Below are 25,845 nucleotides of genomic sequence, written 5' to 3'. Positions count from 1 at the left end.
CGGCCCGGACGCCGCTGTCCCCGCTCACAGGTTCTTTGCAGGAAGCGTCCAGCGCGGGCGCAGTCACTTCGCGGATGATGGGGCACATGCCCGCTACCCAGACCGAGGCGCGACTGCTCGTCGTCGAGGACGACCCCAACATCCTCGAACTGCTCTCCGCGAGCCTACGGTTCGCGGGTTTCGACGTGGCGACCGCGACCAGCGGCAGCACCGCGCTGACCGCGGCGAAGGACCACCGGCCGGACCTCGTCGTACTCGACGTGATGCTCCCCGACCTCGACGGTTTCGAGGTCATCCGGATGCTCAGGGAGGCCGGCACCCGTACGCCGGTGGTCTTCTTGACCGCGCGGGACGCCACCGACGACAAGATCCGCGGCCTCACTCTGGGCGGTGACGACTACGTCACCAAGCCGTTCAGCCTGGAGGAGCTGACCGCGCGGATCCGGGCGGTGCTGCGCCGTACGAGCAGCGGGGAGCAGCCGCCCTCCCGGCTGACCTTCGCCGATCTCGAACTGGACGAGGAGACCCACGAGGTCTACCGGGCCGGCCAGCGGGTGCAGCTCTCGCCGACCGAGTTCAAGCTGCTGCGCTACCTGATGTTGAACGCCAACCGGGTGCTGTCCAAGGCGCAGATCCTCGACCACGTGTGGAACTACGACTTCCGTGGCGACGACAACATCGTCGAGTCGTACATCTCGTACCTGCGCCGCAAGGTCGACACCAGCCAGCCCCGGTTGATCCACACGCTTCGCGGCGTGGGGTACGTGCTGCGCAAGCCGGCGGCGTGAACGCGGTCGAACAGGCGAAGGGACGGCTGCGCAGCGTGCCGCTGCGGTTGAAGCTGGTCACCGCTGTCCTCACGCTCGTCGCGCTGGCCCTCGTGGTGATCAGCGTGGCGACGGCCTATTTCCTGCACAGCTATCTGGTGGGCCGCATCGACGGCCAGCTCACCACACAGCTGAATCGGGGCGTCGTGGCCAACGAGACCACCGCGAACGCTCTGCCGACCGACTATCTGGTGGTCAACTTCGACCGGAATCTCCGCCTTCGTTTCGTCCTGCGGGATCCGTCGCTCGCCGAGGACGACCTGCCTGCGGGCCTGAACGACCCTGCCTGGTACGAGCGGCACGCCGGCCGGGCAGCCTTCACCACCGACGGGGCGGACAAGCGCGTCCGTTGGCGGATCAATGTCCGCCAGGTGGGCGACGACCAGTTCACGGTCGTCGGCCAGAACCTCGCGGACGTCGACGTCGCCGTGCGGCAGTTGCTCTGGATCGACGTGCTGGTCGGCGGGGCGGTGCTGATTCTGCTCGCCTCGATCGGGGCGGGGATCGTCCGGACCAGCCTCAAGCCGCTGGTCGAGATCGAGCGGACCGCGGCTGCCATCGCCGGCGGCGACCTCACCCAGCGGGTGCCCGATCCGGAGCAGGGGCAGGAGTACCCCACGTCGGAGCTGGGCCGGCTCTCCCGCGCGCTGAACACGATGCTGAGCCAGATCGAGGCTGCCTTCACGGCCCGGGCCGCCTCGGAGAGCGCCGCCCGCTCGGCCGAGGTGGCCGCCCGGGACGCGGCCGTCGCCGCCCAGGCGTCCGAGGCCCGCGCACGCCGCTCGGAGGAGCGGATGCGGCAGTTCGTCGCGGACGCCTCGCACGAGCTGCGTACCCCGTTGACCACCATCCGCGGCTTCGCCGAGCTGTACCGGCAGGGTGCCGCCCGGGACCCGGAGCAGACGTCCGGGCTGCTGCGCCGCATCGAGGACGAGGCGGCCCGGATGGGGCTGCTCGTGGAGGATCTGCTGCTGCTCGCCCGGCTGGACCGGGAACGGCCGATCACCCTGGCGCCGGTGGAGCTGCCGGTGCTCGCCGGTGACGCGGTCCAGGCCGCCCGGGCGGTGGCCCCGGACCGGAGGATCGAGCTGGAGATCGAACCCGGCTCCGGTCCGCTGGTGGTGCTCGGCGACGACGCCCGGCTGCGTCAGATCATCGGCAACCTGATGACCAACGCGCTCAGCCACACCCCGCCGGACGCCTCCGTGACCCTGCGGCTGCGCGCCGAGCGGGGCAACCTGGCCGTGCTGGAGGTGGCCGACACCGGTCCCGGGTTGACCCCGGAGCAGGCGGAACGGGTCTTCGAGCGGTTCTACCGGGTCGACGCGGCCCGCACCCGCCGGGCCGGCGGCAACACCGGCACGGGCCTCGGCCTGGCCATCGTGGCGGCCCTGGTCAGCGCGCACCACGGGAACGTGGAGGTCGCCGAGACGCCGGGCGGTGGGGCCACCTTCCGGGTCCGGCTGCCCCTGGTGCCGGAGACCGACGGGGACGTGGAATGACTTTCAGGCAACTTCCAGGTCGGTTCCAGCTTGATCGCAGAGCAACGGGAGAAGGTTAGGTCATGACCGACTACGAGTCCGACCCGCAGCGCCGGCCGGCCCCCGCAGACGCCGAGCCGTCGCACCTCACCGCCGAGCTGCCGCGCGTGGAGCGCGCGCAGTCCGACTCCCCGACCACCGACCCGGGTGCCGCTCCGGCGGCCCGGGACACGGATCAGCCCGCGGCTCCCGCCGCCGTCACCCCGGAGCCCGCCGCCGTGGCCGGCACCGGAACCGACGCCGCCCGGGACACCGACGCGACCGTGTCGATGGCGACGCCGTCCGGCGCGAACGCCGACGCCGACGCGACCCAGGTGGTGACGCCGTCCGGTGCGAACGCCGACGCGACAGTGCCGGTGGCGACGACCGCCGGGACTGGATACCAGCCGCACGCCGGCACGCCCACCTATGCCGGTCACCCGCAGCCGGGCCAGCACATGCCGGGCCAGCACATGCCGGGCCAGCCGGGCCACCACGTGCCGGGGCAGCACATGCCGGGCCAGCACGGGTACCCGCAGCAGGCCGCCGGTTACCCGGGCGGTCACTGGTACCCGAACCAGCAGTCCGGCTGGGCGGGCGGGGGCCAGCCGGGCGCCGGGACCCAGCCGTACGGGCAGCAGCCGGGGCAGCCCCTGCCGCCGTGGGCGGTGAACACCCAGCCCGAGGCCAATCCCGGTGCGCCGCGGATGGGCCGGATCGCCAAGTTCGCCGGCGCCGGCGTCGTGATGCTCGCGCTGATGCTCGGCTCCGGTGTCGGCGGCGGTGCGCTCGCGCTCGCGCTGGACGGTGACGGTGGCGGCGTCACCCGCACCTACTCGGCCGCGCCGGTGATCAACAGCGCGGATCTGCCGCGGATCGCCGCCTCGGTGCAGGACAGCGTCGTCTCCATCGCCACCGAGAACGGCGAGGGTTCCGGCGTGATCCTGACCGCCGACGGCTACGTGCTCACCAACAACCACGTGGTGGCCTCGGCCAACGGCGACACCGTGCGGGTGATCTTCGCCGACGGCACGAACGCCGAGGCCAAGATCGTCGGTACCGACCCGAAGACCGACCTCGGCGTGGTCAAGGCCGACGGGGTGAGCAACCTGAAGGCGGCCAAGTTCGGCGACAGCGACGGAATGCAGGTCGGCGACCAGGTGCTCGCCCTGGGCAGCCCGCTGGGGCTGCAGGGTTCCGTCACCGCCGGCATCCTGAGCGCCCGCGACCGTACGATCCAGGCCGGTGACGGCCCGCAGCAGGATCCGCGCGAAGCCGTCTCCTCGATCGCCGGGCTGCTCCAGACCGACGCCCCGATCAACCCCGGTAACTCCGGCGGCGCGCTGGTCAACACCCGGGGTGAGGTGATCGGCATCAACACCGCGATCGCCACCTCCGGGCAGAGCACCGGCAACATCGGCGTGGGCTTCGCCATCCCGAGCAACAAGGCCAAGGACGTCGCCGGGAAGCTCCAGCGCGGCGAGAAGGTCAGCCACCCGTCGCTCGGGGTCAGCGTGAACATGGCCGAGGGCGGCGGCGCGCTGATCGCCGCGGTCACCCCGGGCAGCGCGGCCGAGCGGGCCGGCCTCCAGCGGGGCGACGTCATCACCCGCTTCGGCGACACGCCGATCAACGACTCGGACGACCTGGTCGGCGCGGTCCAGGGCGGCAAGGTGGGTGACCGGGTCGAGGTGCACTACAAGCGCAACGGCGCCGAGGCTACCGCGACCGTCACGCTCACCGAGACGTCCTGACCGACAACTGAACCTGCCTCCTCCTCTAGGCGGCGGGTGACGGAGACAAGGGGGTTGCTCCGTCGCCCGCCGCCGCCTCCGCTCAAGACGGCGGTTCACCCGGTACGGGTGAACCGCCGTCACCCGTACCGGGGGCAGTCTCGGCAGCACCGGCGAGGGGAGGGACGCGATGAGCACGGCAGCCGCCGCCCGCGAGGACCAGAGGATCCAGCAGGACGTCCTGGCCGAGCTGGCCTGGGACGCCGAGGTGCAGCCGAACGAGATCGGGGTGAGCGTCGAGCAGGGCGTGGTCAACCTGACCGGCTGGGTCGACAGCTCCGCCCGCCGCTGGGCCGCGACCCGGTGCGCGCAGCGCGTACGCGGGGTGCGTGCGGTCGCCGACGACATCGAGGTGCGGCTTCCCGGCAGTCCCGGGGCCACCGACGCGGAGATCGCCATCGCCGCCAGCCGGGCGCTGGAGTGGGACAGCTTCGTCCCCGCCGAGCGGCTGGACGTGACCGTGGCCAACGGTTGGGTGATGCTCCGGGGCGAGGTGGAGTTCGGCTGGCAGCGCCGCAGCGCCGAGCGCGAGCTGCGCCGGCTGCGGGGCGTACGCGGTGTCACGAACCTCATCGAGGTACGCCCGCCCGCGCCGACGGACACCGACCAGATGCTCCGCGACGTCCGGCGGGCGCTCGGGCGCGCTCTCGGCACCCGGCAGGTGTCGGTGGCGGTGGACGGGGACACGCTGGTGCTCAGTGGCGTGGTGCGTTCCTGGTGGGAACGGGACCAGGCCGAACGGGTGGCCTGGTCGGCGCCGGGCGTACGGGAGGTGGAAACCCAACTGCTCGTCGGGGAGTGAGACGTCACAGGGGCGGACGAGTGAAGCGTCCCGGTTGTCCGGTTTATCCGCGCCCGGTGCGGGAAAGCGGGCCGTGCACCGGCGTACCGCGCGCACCGGGAACCAACGGGAGGACCCTTGGGCGCGACCCATTTGACGAGCGAGCGACCGGCCGGCCGGCCGCTGCGCATCGCGATGGTCGTGCCGCCGTGGCTCTCCGTACCGCCGCCCGGTTACGGCGGGCTGGAACAGGTGGTCGCGGGCCTGGTGGACGCCCTCGTGCGCCGGGACCACGCGGTGACCCTCTTCGGCGCCGGCGAGTGGCACGGGACCAGCGCGCAGGCCTTCGTCTCCACCGAGTCGCAACTGCAGTTCGCGCGGCTCGGCGAGTCCCTGCCCGAACTGGCCCACCTGGCCCGGGTACGCCGGTTGATCGATCCTGCGGACTTCGACGTCATCCACGACCACACCACGATCGGGCCGCTCGTCGCGGGGCGGCGCAGCGTCCCCACGGTGGCGACCGTGCACGGCAATCCGGTCGGCGAGTACGGCAGCGCGCTCAGCGACACCGACCACGGCGTCGGGCTGGTCGCCATCTCGCACACCCAGCGCGGGCTGAACCCGGGGCTGCCCTGGGTCGGGACGGTGCACAACGGCCTGGACCTGCGGGACCTCCCACGTAAATCGGCGCCCGCTCCGGGCCCGGTGCTGTGGCTGGCGCGGTTCAGCCCGGACAAGGGGCCCGACGTCGCGATCCGGGCCTGTCGCGCCGCCGGCCTGCCACTGCTGCTGGCCGGCAAGTGCAACGAGCCCGCCGAGCGCCGGTACTACGACGAGGTGGTGGCGCCGATGCTCGGCGACGACGTCGAGGTGGTGCTCAACGCCGACCGGGAGAGCACGCTACGGATGCTCCTCGACGCCCGATGCCTGATCATGCCGATCCAGTGGGATGAGCCGTTCGGGATGGTGATGGTCGAGGCGATGGCCACCGGCACCCCGGTGGTCGCGCTCGCCCGGGGGGCGGTGCCGGAGCTGGTCACGACCGGGGTGACGGGCCTCGTGTGCGAAGGCCCGGAGGAGCTGCCGGCGGCGCTGCGGGCCGTGGAGTGGCTCGACCCGGCCGACTGTGTGGCGCACGTCGAGGCCAACTTCTCCACGGGCCGGATGGCGCTGGGCTACGAGGCGGTCTACCGGCACGTCGCGGCCGAGCCCTGGCGGACGGTCCAGGAGCCGGTTCGGCTCACGGGTCGTTGACCCGGCCGTACCCCGGCTCAGTGTCCGGGCGGCGCAGTCCCGGCACGGTCGTACCCCGGTCGGCCGGCTTCGGGACGCCCGGACGTCCAATACGGACCGGCCTGTTCTCCGGCGACCGGGCCTCGGCGTCCCCGGCATCCGACCGCGGCGGCCCGGGTGGCCGGGCTCACCCGGCCGACCGGCGGGCCGGGCCCGTGGTCGTGCCAGGATGAACGGCATGGCGGCGGGACCGGTGGCGTTCGTGCTCGGCGGTGGTGGCGTGCTCGGCGCGGTCGAGGTGGGCATGCTCCGCGCGCTGTTCCGTGCCGGCATCCAACCTGACCTGGTGCTTGGCACCTCCATCGGCGCGGTCAACGGCGCGCTGGTCGCCGCGGACCCCTCCGAGGCGGTCACCGACCGGCTGGTCAAGCTGTGGGCATCGCCCGAGGCGAGCGAGGTGTACGGCGACTCCGTGGCGCGTCAGCTGCGCCGGTTTGCCGCCCGCACCCACCTGCACTCACCGCGCCCGCTGCGCCGGCTGCTCGAGTCGGAGTTGGGGGCCGAGACGACCTTCGCCGACCTGCGGGTGCCGTTCCGGTGCTGTGCGGCGCACATCGAGGGGGCCGCCGAACACTGGTTCGGCAGCGGGCCGGTGGTGCCCGCCGTGCTCGCCTCCGCCTCGGTGCCCGGGCTGCTGCCGCCCACGGAGATCGACGGCGCGCACTACATCGACGGCGGGATCGTCAACTCGATCCCGATCGGCGAGGCCGTCACGGCCGGCGCCACCCGGATCTTCGTCCTCCAGGTGGGCCGGATCGAGCGGGAGCTCTCCCCGCCCCGCCGGCCCTGGGAGATCGCCCAGGTCGCGTTCGAGATCGCCCGGCGGCACCGGTTCTTCCGGGAGATGGCCGCGCTGCCCGACGGGGTCGAGGTGCACGTGCTGCCGACCGGTGGGCTGAATCCCCGCGACGACACGCCGTGGGCGTACCGGGACGTGGCGGCCGTGGGACGGCGGATCAGCCGCGCGTACACGGCCTCGCGGCGGTACCTGGCCAACCTGGAGCGTTGATGCCGCTGCCGCCACGGTGGGCACGCCGAGTGCTGCTGGCACCCACCGTGGTCCTGCTCGCCGTCGTGGTGGTCACCACCCTGCCGGTCTGGGCCCTGCTCGCGGCGGCCCTGTCACCACTGGTTCCCGGTCGGCTGCGCCCGCTACGGCTGCTCTGGATCGGCTGCGTCTACCTGGCCTGGGACGCGGCGGCGCTGATCGCGCTCTTCGTGCTCTGGGTCGGGTCCGGCTTCGGTGCCCGGGTCCGCTCGCCGGCCTTCCAGCGGGCCCACTACGTCCTCGCCGGCTGGTTCCTGCGGGCGCTGTTCTGGCAGGCCCGCTGGACGCTGCGGCTGCGTATCGACGTGACCGGCGCCGACCCGGACACGGCCCTGCCCGGCCGCCCCGAACTGGTGCTCTGCCGGCACGCCGGGCCGGGCGACTCGTTCATCCTGATCCACGCCCTGGTGAACTGGTTCAAGCGCGAGCCGCGGATCGTGCTCAAGGACAGCCTCCAGTGGGACCCGGCGATCGACGTGCTGCTCAACCGGTTGCCGAGCCGGTTCATCGCGCCCTCGCCCGACCACGACCGGGTGGAGGTGGCGATCCGCCAGATCGGGAACCTGGCCGCCGGCCTGGACGACGACGACGCCTTCGTGATCTTCCCGGAGGGTGGCAACTTCACGCCCAAGCGACGGTTGCGCGCCATCGCCCGCCTGCGGTCGCTGGGCCTGGAGCGGATGGCACTGCGGGCCGAGCGGATGCGGCACGTGCTCGCCCCGCAGCCCGGTGGGCTGCTGGCCGCGCTGGACGCCGCCCCGGAGGCCGGCGTCGTCTTCGTGGCGCACACCGGACTGGACCGGATGCTGACCGTCGGCGACGTCTGGCGTGAGCTGCCGATGGACAAGCGGATCGTGATGCGGTTCTGGTCGGTGCCGCCCGAGGAGGTGCCGCGGACCCGGCAGGAACGCATCGACTGGCTCTTCGACTGGTGGGCCCGGATCGACGAGTGGATCGCGGCAAATCGGGACGGTGTGGTCATGAGCGACGGTGACCCCGCCGCGTAGGGTGCGATCGTGGACCAGATCAGCGTGGTGACGACGGTGGTGGACGCCCGTTCGGTCGCCGACGTGTTGGCGGCGGCCGCCGTGGCCGGCCGGCTCGCCGCCTGCGCGCAGGTCGGTGGGCAGGTCGACAGCACCTACTGGTGGCGCTCCGCCGTGGAGACCAGCACCGAGTGGTCGGTGCAGTTCAAGACCGCGCCGGACCGGGTGGCCGCGCTGGTCGACCAGATCCGGGTCAACCACCCGTACGAGGTGCCGGAGATCCTGGTGACCCGGGTGGAGAGCGGGGACCCCGGGTACGCGGCCTGGGTGTACGAGCACACCCGCCCGTGACTCCCCGCTGCCCCGCGACGCGCCGCGGCACGAGCGGGGTAGGGCCCTCCCTACCCCCCACTCGGGGGCTGACAGGGTTACTCAACGCTACCGATCTCCGGAGACTCGATGGCGGGGGTCGAGCCGTCATGGCCGGCCGTACGTCGAGCAAACGGGAGCGGCCATGGTGCTGTCAGCGGTGGCGGATCCGCCGGTACGGCGGGGGAGTGACTACGCACAGTTGTCCCGACGGATCAGCCGGGCGGGCCTGCTGCAGCGGCGTCCCGGCTGGTACGCGGCCCGGATCGCGCTCACGCTGGGTGCCTACGCCGCCGGCTGGGTGGCGGTCTTCGCGCTGGGCGACTCCTGGTGGCAGCCGCTGGTCGCGGTCGTGCTGGCGGTGGTCACCACGCAGGTCGCGTTCCTCGGCCACGACGCCGGGCACCGGCAGATGTTCCGTCGGCGGGGCCCGAGCGAGGCGGTCGGCCTGCTCGCCGGCAACCTCGCGGTGGGGCTCAGCTACGGCTGGTGGGTGGACAAGCACAACCGGCACCACGCCAACCCGAACCACGAGGACGAGGACCCGGACGTCGGCGCCGGCGCGCTGGTCTGGACGTACGAGCAGGCCCTCGACACCCGCGGCTTCGGGCGCTGGCTGGCCCGCCGGCAGGCGTACCTGTTCTTCCCGATGCTGCTGCTGGAAGGGCTCAACCTGCACGTGGCGAGCATCCGGGCGATCGTCGGGCGGGAACCGGACGGCCGGTTCCAGACGCCCATGCGGCACCGGCGGATCGAGGCGCTGCTGCTCGGCGTGCACACGATCGGTTACCTCGCCGCGCTGCTGCTGGCCATGTCGCCGGGCAAGGCGCTGCTCTTCGCGGCCGTCCACCAGGGACTGTGGGGCCTCTACATGGGCTGCTCCTTCGCCCCGAACCACAAGGGCATGCCGATGCCGACGGCCGACGACGAACTGGACTTCCTGCGCAAGCAGGTGCTCACCTCCCGCAACGTACGGGGTGGCCGGCTCGTCGACGTGGCGCTGGGCGGGCTCAACTACCAGATCGAGCACCACCTCTTCCCGAACATGCCGAGGGCGAACCTGCGCCGGGCCCAGCCGATCGTGCGGGCGTACTGCGCCGAACGCGGCATCCCGTACGCCGAGACCGGGCTCGTCGACTCGTACCGGCAGGCGCTCGCTCACCTGCACGAGGTGGGGCGTCCGCTGCGGGGCTGAGGCTGGGAGGTTTCACCCCGGTTCGGCGTCCCGCCGTACGCGCCGTCGGGCATTGCCTGCCGGGGCTTCCCGCCCCGGTAGGGTCACCCCATGGCAGACGTGCTCACCGCGGAGGCGGTGGAACAGGAGCTGAGCGGGCTGGCCGGATGGTCGGGTGACCCGACCGGGATCAGCCGTAGCGTCGAGCTGGCCAGCTTCCCGGCCGCCATCGCGGTGGTGGACCGGGTCGCCGTGACGGCCGAGGAGATCGACCACCACCCCGACATCGACATCCGGTGGCGAACCGTGACGTTCCGATGCGTCACCCACTCGGCCGGCGGGGTCACTCGCCGTGACTTCGACCTGGCCCGTCGCATCGACGAGATCGTTCGGAGCGCCCGATGAGATTCGAGATCAGCAAGGTGTTGGACGCCATCGAGGGGCGGGTCTGCGTCGACCCGTCGCTGGCGCGGGCCGTCCTCGACCTGGCCGAGGTGATCCGCTACCAGGACATCGACGGTGGTCGGCCGGCCAGCCTGCTCCGGCTCGGCATGGTGATCGACGCCCTCTCCCGGCAGTTGGAGGAGGACAGCGTCCAGGTCTACGCCGTGGTGCACCGGGCCCTGCTCTCCGACGCCGACCTCACCTCCAACGAACGGATGGTGGTGCGCCGGTGGGCCGACGACGGGCTGGTCGAGGTGCTCGACAAACCCGGTGACCGGATGCTGGAGGTGGCCGACCTGCTCGGCCTTCCGGTGCTCACCCGGGCCCGTCTCGACGGGCTGCGCGGGCGGTTCCCCTGGGTGGCGGGGGAGCCCGGCCGGGTCCTCGCCCCGGTGCCGGGCGCCGGCGGTCCGAACCTCGTGGCGCACGTCGGCGGCGGCGACAAACCGGTCGCGGGCCGCCGTTCCCCGGCCGGGGCGAAGCTGCTCACCCGCCAGTGGCGGTGCCCGGAGTCGGGCTGCGCACTCTTCGGCGGTGGTGGTGGCGGCTCCTTCGCCGACCTGGCCCGGGTGCAGCGCAGCCCTGCCGAGCAGGCGCCCCCGGCGCTGCGTAACGGCGTGCCGACCTGTCCCCGGCACGGCACCCGGCTCGGGGACGTGGGCCCCCGTCCGCGTACCGAGGTCCTCGCGGTGCGGATCGGCGGGCTCGTGCGTCGCCGGTTCGTGGTCAGCGAGGAGCAGCCGGTGCTGGTCGGCCGGGCCCCCGAGGGGGAGGGTGGGATCGTGCTCGGCCAGTGGCTGAACGACGAGGCGCGACGCTGGATCAGCCGCAACCACCTTCATCTCGAGCTGCGTGTCGGTGAGGTGATCGTGACCGATGTCAGTACGAACGGCTCGGGCATCCGTCCGGGCGGGTCGATGACCGAGGCGGAGCGGATTCCGCTGGCGCCGAAGCAGTCGCGGGTGCTCGGTGAGAACGACATGGTCGAGCTCTACCCGGGAGTGCAGATCGGCCGGGCCGAGGAACTGCCCGCCGGCGCGCCGTTCACCCCCACCTCCGTGATGGCGGAAGCCCCCACCATGGCCATGCGCCTCCCCCGCCCCTAACCCCCCGCCCCTAACCCCACCCCACCCCCCTCCGCGGTTGATCAAGAGGTTCGCGTCAGGAAGCGGCTGGTTCGTGACGCGAACCTTTTGATCAACGCGCGTCCAGGGTGGGGGCCTGGGGGTGGGGGGCCGGGGGGTGGGGGCCTGGGGGGGGTTAGGGGGTGAGGATGGTGGCTAGTTGGGCTACGGCTTGGTCGATCTCCTCCTCGGTGACGACCAGCGGCGGGGCGAGGCGGATCGTGGAGCCGTGGGTGTCCTTGGCCAGGAGGCCCAGCTCCATCAGCCGCTCGCAGGCCTCGCGCCCGGTCATCAGCGCCGGGTCGATGTCCAGCCCGGCCCAGAGGCCCCGGCCCCGTACGGCGACCAGACCCTTGCCGATCAGCTCCTGAAGGCCGGCGTGCAGCCGCTCGCCCAGCTCGGCGGAGCGGCGCTGGAACTCGCCGGTCGCCAGCATCCGGACCACCTCGACGGCGACCGCGCAGGCCAGCGGGTTGCCGCCGAAGGTGGAACCGTGCTGGCCGGGCTTGAGCACGCCGAGCACGTCGGTGTTCGCGACCACCGCGGAGACCGGCACGATGCCGCCGCCGAGCGCCTTGCCGAGCAGGTACATGTCCGGGACCACGCCCTCGTGGTCGCAGGCGAACGTCGCCCCGGTGCGGCCCAGGCCCGACTGGATCTCGTCGGCGATGAAGAGCACGTTGCGGTCGGTGCAGACCCGACGTACGCCCGGCAGGTAGCCCTCCGGCGGCACCACCACGCCCTGCTCGCCCTGGATCGGCTCGATCAGCACGGCGACGGTGTTCTCGTCGATCGCGGCGGTCAACGCCTCCAGGTCGCCGTAGGGGACCACGGTGAACCCGGGGGTGTACGGCCCGAAGTCAGCCCGGGCGTCCTCGTCGGTGGAGAAGCTCACGATGGTGGTCGTACGGCCGTGGAAGTTGCCCTCGGCGACCACGATGTTGGCCTGCCCCGCCGGTACGCCCTTGACCTGGTAGCCCCACTTGCGGGCGACCTTGATCCCGGTCTCGACCGCCTCGGCGCCGGTGTTCATCGGCAGTACCAGGTCCTTGCCGCAGAGCTCGGCCAGCTCCCGGCAGAAGTCCGCGAACTGGTCGTGGATGAACGCGCGGCTGGTGAGGGTGAGCCGGTCGAGCTGCGCGTGCGCCGCGGCGACCAGCTGCGGGTGGCGGTGGCCGAAGTTCAGCGCCGAGTAGCCGGCCAGGAAGTCGAGGTAACGACGACCGTCCACATCGGTCAGCCAGGCCCCCTCGGCGGAGGAGATCACCACCGGCAGCGGGTGGTAGTTGTGCGCGGTCCAGCGCTCCGCGTCGCGGACCGCGCCCGGCGTCCGTCGCATATCGTCGACGATCATTTGTCTGCCTTTCCCTGTCGGAGTCGCAACGTGCAGCACTTCGGTCCGCCGCCGGCCTTGCGCAGCTCGGACAGGTCGACACCGATGGTCTCGTAGCCCCGGTCGCGCAGCTTGGCGGCCAGGTCGGTGGCCTGCGCCGGCAGCACCACGTGCCGGCCGTCGCTGACCGAGTTCAGGCCGAAGACCTCGGCGTCGGCCGTCGTGGCGTGCACCGCGTCCGGGAAGAGCCGGCGCAGCACCGCCTGGCTGCCGGGGGAGAACGCCTCCGGCAGGTACGCCACCGTGCGCTCGTCGAGCACGGTCAGCGCGGTGTCCAGGTGGTAGAAGCGTGGGTCGACCAGCTGCATGGTGATCACCGGGTAACCGAAGACCTCCTGCAGCTGGGCGTGCGACGCGTGTGCGGTGCGGAAGCCGGTGCCGGCGAGCAGCAGGTCACCAGCGAGGAGGATGTCGCCCTCACCCTCGTTGACGTGCTTCGGGTCGTACATCTCGAAGCCGGCGGCCTCGAACCAGGCCCGGTAGGCGGGGGCCTCGTCGGCGCGCTGCGGGTCGCGGAACTGCACCGCCATCGCCTTGCCGTCGATCACCGTGCCGCCGTTGGCGGCGAAGACCATGTCGGGCAGGCCCGGCACCGGAGTGATCTCCTCGACGGTGTGGCCCAGGTCGCGGTAGACCTGCCGCAGCTGCTCCCACTGCCGGATGGCCAGGTCGGTGTCGACCGGCGCGGTCGGGTCCATCCACGGGTTGATCGCGTAGTCCACGGCGAAGTACGTCGGCCGGCACATCAGGAAGCGCTGGCGCGTCGCGTCCATCGTCATTGTCCTGCTCCCAGGGGTCGGGCGCGCCCGGCCACCGTCGGCCCACGGGCTGGCGCCGTTGGTCAACGTTATTCGGCCCGGGCCGGCAGGATCCACCGCGGAGGATTGCGCAGGGCGTCTGTTCGTTGCGTCTGAGCCGTCGCCACCGACGATTCGTTGTGTACGGGCGTTCCCGCGCCCGCGGGGTGGCGGCCGTCACGTGAGCTGAGCGGGGTCATGCTCGATCAACGAGGCGGTGGCCTCGACGGGGTGGGCCCGCCACGACATCGATGAAACCGGCGCGCGTGGTCGCCGGGCGGCCGGCAGGACATGTGCGGGCCGGAAACACATCAGGGGCGGCGAACCGCCGCCCCTGAAACTGTGCCGCCCGGCTGGTGAACCACCAGACTGGTCGGGCCCGGCCGGTGAACCACCGGCCCTGGTGTCCGGCGCACCGCCGGCGAGCCGGACAGTGCCCGCTAGAAACGATTCACAAACTGTGAGTCGAGCCACTCCCGGAACCGCTGCACCCAGTCGCCGTCGGTGCTCGGCCAGTCGAACAGGCCGGTCATCGCCAGCACCCCGGCGACCACCGCGGCCAGGCCCAGGGCGATGCCGAACATCGCGTCGGTCTTGCCGGCGACGTGCCGACGCCGGGTGGCGATCAGGCCCAGCACCGAGAGGACCGCACCGATCGCGCCCAGCCAGATCCCGTAGCCGGCGAGGGTTCCGGTCAGCACGAACAGGGCCCCGGCGACCCCGACCACCAGGCCGAGGGTCGCGAGCAGGCTGGCCCGGGGCTTGGGGCCGAGCACCACCGGCCGGTCCGGCTCGACCCGGCGGGCGTCCGCGTCGACCGGACGGTCCCGCTCCGGGCGTACGGTCCGGTCGCCGTCGAGGCCCGCTCCGGGCCGGTCGGGCGACGGATCGGGGCGAAGCTCGGCGCCGGCCGGCCGGACGGTGGCGGCGCGGGCGACCGCCCCACGCGTGGCGGCCGCGGACCCGTCGGACGGGGTGGCGGCCCGCGTTCCGGCGCCGGGGGCGCCGGCGGGTGCGGTGCCGTCGCGGTACGACGTCCGGTCGGTCACCACCGCCGCTGTCGCGTCCGGACGGTCCGCGCCCTCCGGCGCGGGGGCGGTGGCGACCGAGGCGTCACCGCCGTCGAGGTTCTCGTCGCGCGTCGGTCGGCGCGACAGCGAAGGAATTCTGACCACAACACACCTCCTCGGGAATGCGGGGCGGCCGTGGAACGGATGGCACCCACGCGGTACGTGCCCCGAAGTACCCGGCTGGCCGTTTTCTGACACGTCGCCCGGCGCGTGGTCGCCCGCCGGGCAGGTGGGGCCGGCGGGCCACCGAGCGCGCGAGACCCCTCCGATCAGGGCACATGGCAGGCGTGATCGCCGCTGACTACCCTTGGCACCCGTGCCAGAGGGACACACCATCCACCGCCTGGCGGCCCGGCACGCCGAGCTCTTCGCCGGCGGCACGGTGCACGCCAGCAGCCCGCAGGGCCGGTTCGCCGACGGCGCCGCCCGGCTCACCGGAACCGTTCTCAAAGCCACCGAGGCGTACGGCAAGCACCTACTGCACCACCACGCGGGCGAGCTGACCCTGCACGTGCACCTCGGGCTCTACGGCAAGGTGACCGACGGCGTCGGCGAGCCGCCCGAGCCGGTCGGCCAGGTGCGGCTGCGGCTCAGCAACGACGGCTCCCGGGCGCGGCCCGACGACCGGCACTGGCTCGACCTGCGCGGTCCCACCGCCTGCGAGGTGCTCACCCCGCCGGAGGTGGCGGCGCTGAGGGCCCGGCTGGGGCCCGACCCGCTGCGCGCCGACGCCGACCCGGATCGGGCGTACGCCCGGATCTCCCGCAGCGCGACGCCGCTCGCCGCGCTCCTGCTCGACCAGTCGGTGGTGGCCGGCACGGGGTTGATCTTCGTGACCGAGGCGCTGTTCCGCGCCGGTCTTCCGCCGACGCTGCCCGGCAAGGCGCTGGACCGCGCCGGCTGGGATCGGCTCTGGGCCGACCTGGTGACGCTGATGACCCTCGCCGTGCGGCAGGGCCGCATCGACACCGTGCGCGACGAGCACCTGCCGGAGACGATGGGCCGGGCGCCGCGAGTCGACCGGCACGGTGGTGAGGTGTACGTCTACCGCCGTCCCGGCGCGCCCTGCCACGTCTGTGGCACGGCGGTCAGCCGCGGCGAGCTCGCCGGCCGCAACCTCTACTGGTGCCCCACCTGCCAGGGCCGGTAGGGCCGGTGTCCCGCCTGCCCGGCCGCGCTGCCTGAGGTCGAGCCGCGGCCCATGGTGCGGCCGGTGACAAGGTCCCGGCTCACCACCCGTCGTCGAGCAGCCAGCGGACCACGTCCACCTGACCGGGGAAGACGACTCCCTCGCCGAGGCTCCAGGCCAGCGTCTGCCCGATGGTCCAGCCCCGCACCCGGTCCCGGTCCAGGCCCAGCTCGGCGCTGAGCCGGTCGAGCCGGTGCCGGACCGCCGCGGGGGAGTGCCCCAGCTCCGCGCCGCGTACCACCGGCGCCACCGCGAACTCCCGCTCGCCGACCAGCGGCTTCGGGTCGATGACCAGCCACGGCTCGCGGGTCGCCCGCAGCACGTTGCCGGCGTGCAGATCCTGGTTGACCAGCACCTGCTCGCCCTGGCTCGGTACCAGCTCGGCGAGCAGCCCGAGGGCGGCGTCCAGCAGCCGCCGCTCGTACGGCCGGTTCGCCCGCTCCCACTTGCCCGGCATTCGCTCCGCCCAGCCGGCGGCCTCCTCGGCGAGCGAGGTGAACGGCGGGCCGGCCGGTACGCAGAGGCGGGGCAGGAGCGCGACCATCGTGTCCAGCGCCGCCTCGGCCGCAAGTTCGTACAGCGGGGTGCCGGGGACGGCCCGCTCGACCAGCAGGGCCCGCCGCCCCGGGTCGTGTTCGAGCAGCCGGACCGCGCCCGCACCCGACCACCGCGCCAGCGCGGTCGCCTCGTGCTCGCTCTCGGCGTCCGGGTACTGGAGCTTCAGCACCGCCGGCGTACCGTCGGGCAACTCGGCCGGCATCGCCAGCGAGGCGTAGGCGTACCGGAACGGCGGACCGACCCGCAGCGACCAGCGGGCGACGCAGGCCGCGAGCAGCCCCGGCAGTTCGGCCAGCCAGGCCCGCCCCGCCCCGGTCCTTTCGACCCAGCGCAGTCCGTCGGGAATCTCCAGGCGGTCCGTCATGCGACCATCCTGGACCCCGCCTTCGGTAGCCGTACAACCGATCCCGGCCGTTTCCCGTCTAAGGAGCGTCCCCTGCCCGGCCCGAAGTGGGAGGGGATTGCGGTCGGCGTCTACGCCGCCGGTACGGTCGTCGGAAAGATCCAGGACGCTCGCGCGGGGCGACCCGTACCGTGGTGTGGCGCGCCGGCGGTGCGCCGGAGTTCCTGCCCCTTCCGGCGGTCGGCGGCGGCACCGCCACCGAGTTCGTGCCATTGAGCGATCGTCCGATCCGGTGGTCCTGTCGCTGACCGGTCCGGGGGCGGTCCCGCTCCGCCCCCGGACCGGAGCCGTCAGCGCAACCGGCGGATGTCGCCGTACGCGCGGTAGAAGCCACCGCGGCCGGACTCCCGGACCTCGGTGACCAGGTAGCGGGCCCCCGGCTCGCGGATGCCCTTCGGGAACTGCACCGGCCAGTCGCGCTGGTAGCCGTCGGAGAGGACGCGGATGCGCAGCCGGCCGCCCTGCTCGACGCAGTGCACCACCACGCCGGACCGGTCGTCGCTGGTCACCTCGACCGTGGTCCAGGCGGCCGGCTCGGGCAGCCGGGCCGGGGCCTTCACGTCGACGACGTCCGGCACGCTGCCCGCCTCGGCGGCCCGGATCGCCGGCTCGCTGGCGTCGATGCAGGCGAGGTGACCGCTGGTGGTCACCACGTAGAGCCGTTCCTCGTGGTATTGCATGGAGTAGGCCGAGCCGCAGCCGGTGCCGAGCTTCCACAGCCGGTTGCCGGCCTCGTCGAAGCAGTAGATCGAGGAGGCGCTGTCCCCCGCGAAGACGTAGCGGCCGCCCTCGGCGGTGGCGCAGGAGAAGACCGCGGCGTCGCAGCGGTACGTCCGCTCGGCCCGCCCGTTCTTGCGCAGCCGCACCACCTCACGGGTGCCGGTGCCGGCGAAGACCGTGTCCCGTTCCTGCCAACCGAACAGGACCGAGCCGGTGCCGGTGTGCCACAGCTCCCGGCCGGTGCGCCAGTCGTAGCCGGTGACGCCCTGCGAATGGCCGTGGTAGAGCGCGTCCTGGTCGCAGCGCACCATCCAGGCGGAGCGGCCGCGGCCCGGGCGGCGCCAGAGGAACTCGTCCTCGTGGTCGATCGCGGCGATGCCGCCCTCGCGGTCGGAGACGCCGAGCACGCCGTCGTGGATGTCCAGCCAGTAGATGTCGATGTCGGGGGCGATCGCGTACGCCACCCGGGGCACCTTCCCGGAGAGGTCGTAGACGTTCCCGTCGTCGCAGCCGGCGTAGATCCACGCGTCGTCGGCGACGATGCACTTCACCCCGTCGGGGAGCCGGACCTGGTTGAGCACCCGGGCGTCGTGGCCGAGGGTGGTGATCACGCCGTGCTCGTTGCCCACCATGCAGCTCTGCCCGTCGACGAAGATGCCGAAGGCGGGCGCGCCCGAGTTGTAACGCCAGAGCACCGGTGCGGTGCGCGCGGTGGAGCGGGTGCTGACGATCTGGCGGCGGGAGACCGAGCGCTTCTGCCGTACGCCGCGCACCGCCGGGGCGTACCCCTTGCGGATCTTCTCACCGATCTTCTTCGCGGCGGCCGCTCGGGCGCGGGCATTGTCCGGGTAGGCGGTGGTCTTCACCTGCCCCTGGTCGCCGATCCGGCCGTAGCGGACGGTCAGGGCAGTGTCCTCGACCACCACCTCGTAGAACTTGTGCGCACCTCCGTCCACTTCGGACAGTTCGAGGTAGGTCGTCTCCTGAGCCATGGGGGGATGCCTCCGGGAAGAGGTGGGCGACCGGCGGATCGCCGGCGCGACAACGGAAGCACGCTAACCCGCACCCCCGACAAGATCGGGTGGCCGACGCGGGCCCGCGCCGGTTACCGTCCGGCGTGGTGCAGCACGTCGACGGCCTTGCGGGCGGCGATCAGCACCGGGTCCCAGACCGGCGCGTACGGGGGCGCGTAGCCGAGATCGAGGGCCGTCATGTCGTCCACCGTCATGCCGTTCCAGAGGGCCGCGGCCAGCGTGTCGATCCGCTTCGCCGCCTCGGACCAGCCCACGATCTGCGCCCCGAGCAGCCGGCCACTCGGCCGTTCGGCGATCAGCTTGACGGTCATCGGCCGGGTGCCCGGGTAGTAGCCGGCCCGGTTGGTGGACTCGGCGACCACCGAGACGAACTCGAATCCGGCCGCCGTGGCGTCCCGTTCCCGCAGGCCGGTGCGCCCCACCTCCAGGTCGCAGACCTTGGTCACCGCCGTGCCGATGATTCCCATGAAGGTGGCGTAACCGCCGCCGATGTTCGTGCCGGCCACCCGGCCCTGCTTGTTCGCGTGCGTGCCGAGTGGCACGTGCACGGGCATCCCGCTGATCCGGTGCAGGGACTCGACGCAGTCGCCGGCCGCCCAGACCCCGGACCGCCCCGGCACCCGCATCCGCCGGTCCACCCGGATGGCTCCGGACGGGCCGAGCGGTATGCCGGCCGCCTCGGCGAGACCGGTGTCGGGGCGTACGCCCAGGCCGAGCACCACCACGTCGGCCGGGAGCGGGCCCTTCTCGGTGACCACCGCGCTCACCCGCCCGTCCCGTTCCTCGATCCCGGTGACGCCGAGCCCGGTGCGGACCTGGACGCCCAACTCGCGCATCGCGTCGACGACCACCTCCGCCATGTCCCCGTCCACCGTGGACATCGGCTGGTCGGCCTTCTCGACCAGGGTCACCGTGAGGCCGCGCTGGAGCAGCGCCTCGGCGAGTTCCACCCCGATGTAGCCGCCGCCGACCACCACCGCACGGTTCGGCCTCGGCTCGCCCTCCAGCCAGTCGATCAGCGCCGCACCGTCGTCGAGAGTCTGCATCCCGAACACGCCGTGGACGTTCGTCTCCGCCCACGCCGGCCGGATCGGCAGCGCGCCGGTGGCGTACATGAGATCGTCGAAGCGTTCGCGGACCTCGCCGCCACCGACGAGGTCCCGGGCGATCACCTCGCGGCGGTCCAGGTCGATCCCCACCACCTCGTGTCGCATGCGTACGTCGACCTCGAACCGCCGGCGGAACGTCTCCGGATCGCGGGCGACCAACTTCTCCGGCCCGTCCACCAGCCCGCTGACCCAGTACGGGATGCCGCAGCTCGAGTACGAGGTGAAGTGTCCCCGTTCGAAAGCGATGATCTCCAGCTCGTCCCGGCCGCGGCGGCGCCGTGCCTGGGACGCCGCCGACATCCCGGCCGCGTTCCCACCGATCACGATCATTCGTTGCGCCACGGATTCATCCTGTCACGGTGCGTGCGTGCCGCGGGTCTGCCTCGCCACGTCCTGCACCACGTCCGAGAGGCGCCCGGTGCGCGCGAACACCGCCCGCTGCCGCGCCGCGCCGGTGCCGTGCCGGCGCAACCCGCCCAGCAGGTCGGCCACCTCGGTCCAGTCGCCGTGGCGTTCCAGCGCCGGGCGCATCCGCTCGACGAACCGGTCCAGCAGCTCCCACGCCGGTCGGAGCCCGCCGGTGGTCACGTCCACCCCGTCGCCCTCCAGCCCGTCGTGGGCGGCCCGCCAGTGCGCGCCCACCAGCAGATGGTGGTCGGTGCGGAGGGCCGGGCGTCCGGCTTCGACGTCCTCGATCGCGGTCGCCACCATCGCCCGGACGAGCGCTGCGACGAGCACCGAGTCGTCGACCGACGGGCAGACGTCACCGATGCGGATCTCCACGGTCGGATACTTCGCCGACAACCGGGCATACCAGTAGAGCATCCCCTCGTCGAGCATCACCCCGCTGGCGATCAGTTGGCGGATCAGCCGCTCGTAGTGCTCGTGCGACTCCAGGTACGGCGTGGGCGCGACCGATGGCCAGCGCTCCCACTCCACCGAACGCCAGCTCGCGTACCCGGTGTCCTCGCTGCGCGCGAACGGGGAGTTGGTGGTCACCGCGTGCAGCGTGGGCAGCCAGGGCCGGACGTGGTTGAGCACCTGGACGCCCATCTCCGGGTCGGGGACGCCGACGTGCACGTGCATACCGTTGTTGCCGGGACCGGGGACGAGCAGCCGGAACCGCTCGACCATCCGATCGAACCGGGGCTTGTCGACCACGGGCGGTACCGGGCCGTCCACCGGCCCGGTACCGATGGCCAGCAGGTGTACGCCGGCCCGCTCGGCCGCGTCGGCCAGCGCGGAGCGCAGCACCCCGAGCGAGTGCCGGATCGAGCGCAGCTCCAGCCCGGGCGGGCTGCCGATCTCGATCTGGCTGGTCTGGAACTCCCGCTCGACCTGCCCGCGCAGCTCCGGCGGCACCTGCTCGAGCACCAGGTCGACGGCGGGCACGGCCGCACCGGTGTGCGGGTCGACGAGCAGGAACTCCTCTTCGACACCCACCGTGAGCAGGTCGGTCCCGTCCGCCGTACGTTCGGGTGCCTCCGCCAGCTGGCCCGTCATGCCCATCACCGTCCGTTCCTGCTGGTCGCGGTACGTCCGCGCCGGCTTCGCCTCGGTGGTTACCCAGGGTGGCGACGGCGGAAAACGCGGCTGGGCGGGTGTGCGGCGTGTCGCATCGGCGTGTCGTCGCCGTGCGTTGCGGGTCCGACCCGTCGGCGCCGCCGGCGTGTCCCGAGTGCACGCACCGGCCGCCGGCGCGCGCCTCGATCACACCGCTTGCGGCCCGGTCCTAGGGTGGCGCCGTGCTCGGGTCAGGGTTCGTGTTGGGGTTGTGGGCGTACGCCTGCACCCAGCTCGCCGTGCTCGCGGACCAGCCGGCGGGTCTGCTCGCCGGAGCCGCGCTCGGCGTGGCGATGTTGCTGGCCACCCTGCTCGCCGCGCGGGCGCTGCTGCGCGACGTCGCGCCGCGCGCCGGTGCGCGCGCCACTGGCCTGCGGGCCCGGTCCCGGTCCCGGCGGGTGCCCCGCCAGTTGGATCCGGACGCGCCCGGGCGACCGCGCCCCCGCGCCCCCGGCCGCCGACCCTCGGCCGCGTAGCGCAGCCGGGCCGTCCGGCCTGCCACCGGGACCGGTGACGGTCCCGGACCGACCCTGCGCGCCGTAGCCGATTCCGCCGTCATCCGTTCCGCCCGGGCGCGAGAGCCCGATCGGGACCACCCGGAATCGACCGAGGGATCCGCCATGCTCGCTTTCGCGCCCCTGCACGCCGTGGTCGGCGTCGCCGGCACCGCGCTCGCCCACCTCACCGCCCTGCTCGAACCGATCGCCGGTGGCGTCGCCACGGCCGCCGCGATCGTGCTCTTCACCGTGGCCGTCCGGCTGCTGCTCTCCCCGCTGACCGTCGCGCAGGTCCGCGGCGAGCGGCGTCGTGCGGCGCTCGCGCCCCAGGTCCGCGAGCTCCAGCGGCGGTACGCGAACGACCCGACCCGCCTGCAGAGCGAACTCTTCGCGCTCTACCGGTCGGCCGGCGCCAACCCGGTCGCGGGCTGCCTGCCGATGCTGCTCCAGGCGCCCTTCCTGCTGGTGACGTACCGGCTGTTCAGCACGACCGAGGGCGGCACCGGGCTGCTCGACGAGCGGCTGGCCGGAGTGCCGCTCGGTCACCACTTCGGCGACGGGCTGGTCGGAGCCGCCGGGCCGCTGTTCGCCCTGCTGCTGACCGCCCTCGCGGTGCTGGCCTGGTTGGCGTCGCGGCGGATGCGCCGCGCCGCAGCCGGGCCGGGCGCCGGTACGCCGGTGGCCGCGGGCGGCGGGTCGGCCCGGGACGGCGACGGCGCGGCGGCCGGGTTGCCGGGCGCGGCTCTGCTCGGCCGGCTGCTGCCGCTGCTGCCGTACACGACGGTGCTGGTGGCGCCGGTGCTCCCGCTGGCCGCACTGCTCTACCTGGTGACCACGACGGCTTGGACGGCGCTGGAGCAGGCGGTGCTGCGCCGACCCCAGGCGGGCCCCGCGAACGCCGCAACAGCCCGACGTTGACGAGCGCCTAGGAGCGCCGGGTGTCCGGCGACGCCGGCCCGGTGCTCCTCCGCCCGGTACGCGCTCAGCTTCCGGCCGTAACCTTCGGACGGTCACCGCGGCCACTGCGGCGGCGGACCTTCTTCACCACCCACATCGTGATCATGAGTGCGAAGAACGCGAGGATGCCGTAGTCGAACCAGGTGCTGTACCGCTCCACCTGCTGCCACCGCGAGCCGAGCGCGTACCCGCCCCCGACGAAGAGGGCGTTCCAGAGCCCACTGCCGAGCGTGGTCAGCGTGACGAACTGCAGCAGCGGCATCCGGTTCGCCCCGGCCGGGATCGAGACCAGGCTGCGCACCACCGGCATCATCCGGCCGAAGAGGACCGCCCAGTTGCCGTACCGCTCGAACCACCGGTCGGCGCGCTCCAGGTCGTCCAGATCCACCAGGGGCAGCCGGTCCAGCCACCGTTTGAGCCGGTCCTCACCGGCCACGGCCCCCACCCAGTAGAGGACCAACGCACCCAGCAGGGAACCGGCGGTGGCGGCGAGCGCCACCACGACCACGTTGAACCGTCCCTCGCCGGCCAGGAAACCGGCCATCGCCAGGACGATCTCGCTGGGGATCGGCGGGATGACGCTCTCCAGGGCCACGAGCAGCGCGACGCCGAGCGCCCCCATCGCGTCGATCACGCCGGCCACCCAGCCGGTCAACCCGCCGAGCTGGGTCGGGTCGACGTCCTGGGCGCTCGCCATGGCCGATCCTTTCCGCTACGGGAGGGGATCGCTTCCTGTACCCGCCGGCGGGAGCGTCACACCTTTGGCCCGCGCCCCGTCACACCTCGGGTTTGCGCCTCGTCACTCCTCCGGGTGCAGGGATGCGTCGGCCGGCCCCTGACGCCAACCGGTGAACCGGACCACCAGCCCGCCCCGGGTCGGCGAGCAGCAGAACGGGCCGGCGCTCACCTCGGCCTCGGGCGGGAGCGGGGCGAGCCGCACCAGCCGCCACGGCTCCCCGGCCACCCGGGCCCGTACGGTGAGCGCGTCGCCCTCACGGCTGGCCCGGACGGTCACCTCCCGACCGGCCCACTCCGGCACCGGGGCGACCGACCAGTCCGACAGTTCCCGGGTTACCACCGCGCCGACCTGCGGCTGACCGTCACTCACCTCCACCCCGGCCTTGATCCAGTTCCGTTCGTCGACCCGGACCAGCACACCCGCCTGGTCGAACTGCTCGGTCCACTCCAGCCGGAAGCTCACCTCGACGGCCGTGCCGGTGGGCAACGGCGCGAGCAGCGCCGGAGCGTCGTCGTGCACGAAGCCGTAGCTGGTGTGCCGCCAGAGGTCACTGCCGGCGGCAGGCTCCACCGCCAGCCCGCCCTCGGGCGTGCCCGCCACGCGGAGCGGTTGGCGCAGCCAGCTACCGGTGGACCAGTCGACCGGTTCGGTGTGGGGTGCGTCGCGCATGATCGGCACGCTACCGGTGGGATCGCGAACCTGTTTGCCCGGGCGACGGATCGGAGAAATTGAAGGGCATGGGCGACAGGTGGTACTCCGAGGCGGTCGTCTACTGCCTCGACATCGACACGTACGCGGACTCCGACGGAGACGGAGTCGGTGACATCCCAGGACTCATCGGCCGGCTCGACTACCTCGCCCGGCTCGGCGTGACCTGTCTCTGGCTGCACCCGATCCACCCGTCGCCGAACCGCGACGACGGGTACGACGCCACCGACTTCTACAACGTGGACCCACGTTTCGGCACCCTCGGCGACTTCGCCGAGCTGCTGCACCAGGCCGGTAACCGGGGCATTCGAGTGATCATCGACCTGGTGGTCAACCACACGTCCGACGAGCACCCGTGGTTCCAGTCCGCCCGATCCTCGCCGGACTCGCCGTACCGGGACTGGTACGTCTGGTCCGGGCAGGAGCCGTCCGACCGCCAGCAGGGCATGGTCTTCCCCGGTGAGCAGAAGGAGACGTGGAGCTACGACCGGACGGCGAAGGCGTGGTACTATCACCGTTTCTACCGGTTCCAGCCCGACCTCAACATGGCGAACCCGGCGGTACGCGCCGAGGTCAAGAAGATCATGTCGTTCTGGCTCCAGCTCGGCGTCTCCGGGTTCCGGATGGACGCGGTCCCGTTCATCATCGAGCTGACCGAGCCGGGCAACCCGAACTCGCCGAAGGATCTGGACTTCCTCACCGACCTGCGTCAGCACGTCCAGTGGCGCCGGGGCGACGCGATCCTGCTGGCCGAGGCGAACGTCGAGCCGGACCAGCTGCCGGTCTACTTCGGTGACGGTGGCGGCTCGGCGAACCGGCTGCACATGCTCTTCGACTTCATGCTCAACGGCCGCTTGATGCTCGCCCTGGCCCGGCGGGACCCGGAGCCGGTCATCGAGGCGTTGCGCGACACACCGCTGTTGCCGACGGGCGCGCAGTGGGCCACCTTCCTGCGCAACCACGACGAGATCGACCTGTCCCGGCTCACCGCCGAGCAACGCAACCAGGTGTACGCGCAGTTCGGGCCGGAGGAGCACATGCGCCTCTACAACCGGGGCATCCGGCGCCGGCTTGCTTCCATGCTCGGCAACGACCGGCGGTGGATCGAGCTGGCGTACGCGTTGCAGTTCTCGCTGCGCGGCACGCCGGTGCTGCGCTACGGCGAGGAGATCGGAATGGGGGAGGACCTGTCCCTGCCCGGTCGGCACGCGATCCGTACCCCGATGCAGTGGTCCTTCAAGGAGAACGCCGGATTCTCCACCGCCGAGCCGGACAAACTGGTCCGGCCGGTGATCGACAAGGGTGAGTACGGCTACGAGAAGGTCAACGTCACCGCCCAGCGTCGCGACCCGAGGTCGTTGCTCGCCTGGTTCGAGCGGATGATCCGTACCCTGCGTGAGGCCCCGGAGATCGGCTCCGGCTCGACCACCCACATCGACGTGCCGATGCCACCCGGTGTGCTCGCTCACCGCGCCGACGGTGTCACCGGGACCATGGTCTTCCTGCACAACCTCGGCACCGACGACGTCGAGGTGGACCTCAGCCTGCTCCAACCGGAGGCGGATCAGCCGATCGACGTGCTGACCGACCGTGGCTACGGTGAGGTGGGCAAGCTGGAGCGCCTCCAACTGGCCGGTCGCGGCTACCGCTGGATCCGGCTGCGTCGCGGCCACTGAGCGCGGCCTGGCCGGACCGGGACCGGCGGCCACTGAGCGCGGCCCGCCCGGAGCCAGCGGACGGCGGGCCGGG

The 25,845-nt window shown here is 72.7% G+C and carries 24 protein-coding genes; 15 read left to right on the top strand and 9 right to left on the bottom strand.

Features of this window, described 5'->3' with window-relative positions; all coding sequences use genetic code 11:
* The first annotated feature begins 86 nt into the window (after positions 1-86).
* From ABZS42_RS00410 to ABZS42_RS00360, 11 genes are all read left to right on the top strand, one after another.
* On the top strand, positions 87-788 hold the full coding sequence (locus tag ABZS42_RS00410; protein ID WP_355140986.1) for a response regulator transcription factor: 702 nt from the start codon (positions 87-89) through the stop codon (positions 786-788).
* Positions 785-2,329: an ATP-binding protein gene (locus tag ABZS42_RS00405; protein WP_355140984.1), complete on the top strand. Its 1,545-nt coding sequence runs from the start codon at positions 785-787 to the stop codon at positions 2,327-2,329. The genes ABZS42_RS00410 and ABZS42_RS00405 overlap by 4 nt, the downstream gene beginning before the upstream one ends.
* A gap of 62 nt (positions 2,330-2,391) precedes the next feature.
* On the top strand, positions 2,392-4,101 hold the full coding sequence (locus tag ABZS42_RS00400) for a trypsin-like peptidase domain-containing protein (RefSeq protein ID WP_355140982.1): 1,710 nt from the start codon (positions 2,392-2,394) through the stop codon (positions 4,099-4,101).
* A 169-nt stretch (positions 4,102-4,270) separates the two neighbouring features.
* Positions 4,271-4,942, top strand: a complete 672-nt coding sequence (locus ABZS42_RS00395; RefSeq protein WP_355140980.1) for a BON domain-containing protein — start codon at positions 4,271-4,273, stop codon at positions 4,940-4,942.
* A 174-nt stretch (positions 4,943-5,116) separates the two neighbouring features.
* Positions 5,117-6,175, top strand: a complete 1,059-nt coding sequence (locus ABZS42_RS00390) for a glycosyltransferase family 4 protein (protein WP_355141339.1) — start codon at positions 5,117-5,119, stop codon at positions 6,173-6,175.
* Positions 6,176-6,392: 217 nt separating this feature from the next.
* Positions 6,393-7,223 carry a patatin-like phospholipase family protein gene (locus ABZS42_RS00385; protein ID WP_355140978.1) on the top strand — a complete coding sequence of 277 codons (831 nt, stop codon included), beginning with the start codon at positions 6,393-6,395 and terminating at the stop codon, positions 7,221-7,223.
* Entirely contained in the window at positions 7,223-8,269 is a 1,047-nt protein-coding gene (locus ABZS42_RS00380; protein WP_355140976.1) for a 1-acyl-sn-glycerol-3-phosphate acyltransferase, read from the top strand. The genes ABZS42_RS00385 and ABZS42_RS00380 overlap by 1 nt, the downstream gene beginning before the upstream one ends.
* A 9-nt stretch (positions 8,270-8,278) precedes the next feature.
* On the top strand, positions 8,279-8,599 hold the full coding sequence (cutA, locus tag ABZS42_RS00375; protein WP_355140974.1) for a divalent-cation tolerance protein CutA: 321 nt from the start codon (positions 8,279-8,281) through the stop codon (positions 8,597-8,599).
* 163 nt (positions 8,600-8,762) lie between these two features.
* Positions 8,763-9,812 (top strand): acyl-CoA desaturase, encoded by a 1,050-nt coding sequence (locus tag ABZS42_RS00370; protein WP_355140972.1) that lies wholly within the window; start codon positions 8,763-8,765, stop codon positions 9,810-9,812.
* Positions 9,813-9,902: 90 nt separating this feature from the next.
* Positions 9,903-10,196, top strand: a complete 294-nt coding sequence (locus tag ABZS42_RS00365) for a 4a-hydroxytetrahydrobiopterin dehydratase (protein WP_355140970.1) — start codon at positions 9,903-9,905, stop codon at positions 10,194-10,196.
* On the top strand, positions 10,193-11,341 hold the full coding sequence (locus ABZS42_RS00360) for an FHA domain-containing protein (RefSeq protein ID WP_355140968.1): 1,149 nt from the start codon (positions 10,193-10,195) through the stop codon (positions 11,339-11,341). The genes ABZS42_RS00365 and ABZS42_RS00360 overlap by 4 nt, the downstream gene beginning before the upstream one ends.
* A 154-nt stretch (positions 11,342-11,495) precedes the next feature.
* Here ABZS42_RS00360 and rocD read toward each other — a convergent pair whose 3' ends face one another.
* From rocD to ABZS42_RS00345, 3 genes are all read right to left on the bottom strand, one after another.
* Positions 11,496-12,713, bottom strand: coding sequence for an ornithine--oxo-acid transaminase (gene rocD, locus ABZS42_RS00355; protein ID WP_355140966.1), 1,218 nt, complete (start codon positions 12,711-12,713; stop codon positions 11,496-11,498).
* On the bottom strand, positions 12,710-13,525 hold the full coding sequence (ddaH, locus tag ABZS42_RS00350) for a dimethylargininase (protein ID WP_355141337.1): 816 nt from the start codon (positions 13,523-13,525) through the stop codon (positions 12,710-12,712). Before ddaH ends, rocD begins: the two co-directional genes overlap by 4 nt.
* A gap of 464 nt (positions 13,526-13,989) precedes the next feature.
* Positions 13,990-14,724, bottom strand: coding sequence for a thrombospondin (locus ABZS42_RS00345; protein WP_355140964.1), 735 nt, complete (start codon positions 14,722-14,724; stop codon positions 13,990-13,992).
* Between the two features lie 211 nt (positions 14,725-14,935).
* On the opposite strand from ABZS42_RS00345, the gene ABZS42_RS00340 reads away from it, so the two are divergent.
* Complete coding sequence (locus tag ABZS42_RS00340; protein WP_355140962.1) at positions 14,936-15,769, top strand: DNA-formamidopyrimidine glycosylase family protein; 834 nt, start codon at positions 14,936-14,938, stop codon at positions 15,767-15,769.
* Between the two features lie 79 nt (positions 15,770-15,848).
* Here ABZS42_RS00340 and ABZS42_RS00335 read toward each other — a convergent pair whose 3' ends face one another.
* The 4 genes from ABZS42_RS00335 to ABZS42_RS00320 all read right to left on the bottom strand — a co-directional run bounded on the left by ABZS42_RS00335 (position 15,849) and on the right by ABZS42_RS00320 (position 21,135).
* Positions 15,849-16,730: an aminoglycoside phosphotransferase family protein gene (locus ABZS42_RS00335; protein WP_355140960.1), complete on the bottom strand. Its 882-nt coding sequence runs from the start codon at positions 16,728-16,730 to the stop codon at positions 15,849-15,851.
* 329 nt (positions 16,731-17,059) lie between these two features.
* Positions 17,060-18,481 (bottom strand): WGR domain-containing protein, encoded by a 1,422-nt coding sequence (locus ABZS42_RS00330; protein ID WP_355140958.1) that lies wholly within the window; start codon positions 18,479-18,481, stop codon positions 17,060-17,062.
* Between the two features lie 113 nt (positions 18,482-18,594).
* Positions 18,595-19,974 carry an FAD-dependent oxidoreductase gene (locus ABZS42_RS00325; RefSeq protein ID WP_355140956.1) on the bottom strand — a complete coding sequence of 460 codons (1,380 nt, stop codon included), beginning with the start codon at positions 19,972-19,974 and terminating at the stop codon, positions 18,595-18,597.
* 12 nt (positions 19,975-19,986) lie between these two features.
* Complete coding sequence (locus tag ABZS42_RS00320; protein WP_355140954.1) at positions 19,987-21,135, bottom strand: glutamate--cysteine ligase; 1,149 nt, start codon at positions 21,133-21,135, stop codon at positions 19,987-19,989.
* 242 nt (positions 21,136-21,377) lie between these two features.
* Between ABZS42_RS00320 and ABZS42_RS00315 the strand changes: the two genes are divergently transcribed.
* The gene (locus ABZS42_RS00315) at positions 21,378-21,671 is read left to right on the top strand and encodes a DUF6412 domain-containing protein (protein WP_355140952.1); all 294 of its coding nucleotides are present in this window, start codon (positions 21,378-21,380) and stop codon (positions 21,669-21,671) included.
* A gap of 144 nt (positions 21,672-21,815) precedes the next feature.
* On the top strand, positions 21,816-22,610 hold the full coding sequence (locus ABZS42_RS00310; RefSeq protein WP_355140950.1) for a membrane protein insertase YidC: 795 nt from the start codon (positions 21,816-21,818) through the stop codon (positions 22,608-22,610).
* A gap of 64 nt (positions 22,611-22,674) precedes the next feature.
* Here ABZS42_RS00310 and ABZS42_RS00305 read toward each other — a convergent pair whose 3' ends face one another.
* Both ABZS42_RS00305 and ABZS42_RS00300 read right to left on the bottom strand, forming a co-directional pair.
* Complete coding sequence (locus ABZS42_RS00305) at positions 22,675-23,346, bottom strand: DedA family protein (protein WP_355140948.1); 672 nt, start codon at positions 23,344-23,346, stop codon at positions 22,675-22,677.
* A 102-nt stretch (positions 23,347-23,448) separates the two neighbouring features.
* Positions 23,449-24,057 carry a DUF1349 domain-containing protein gene (locus ABZS42_RS00300; protein WP_355140946.1) on the bottom strand — a complete coding sequence of 203 codons (609 nt, stop codon included), beginning with the start codon at positions 24,055-24,057 and terminating at the stop codon, positions 23,449-23,451.
* Between the two features lie 68 nt (positions 24,058-24,125).
* Between ABZS42_RS00300 and ABZS42_RS00295 the strand changes: the two genes are divergently transcribed.
* Positions 24,126-25,772: an alpha-amylase family protein gene (locus ABZS42_RS00295; protein ID WP_355140944.1), complete on the top strand. Its 1,647-nt coding sequence runs from the start codon at positions 24,126-24,128 to the stop codon at positions 25,770-25,772.
* The last annotated feature ends 73 nt before the right edge of the window (positions 25,773-25,845 follow it).

This window comes from Micromonospora sp. NPDC005367 (assembly GCF_040606825.1).
GTDB lineage: Bacteria > Actinomycetota > Actinomycetes > Mycobacteriales > Micromonosporaceae > Micromonospora.
The sequence above is the reverse complement of the archived record's forward strand: the minus strand, read 5'-3'. Positions and strand labels throughout refer to the sequence as shown.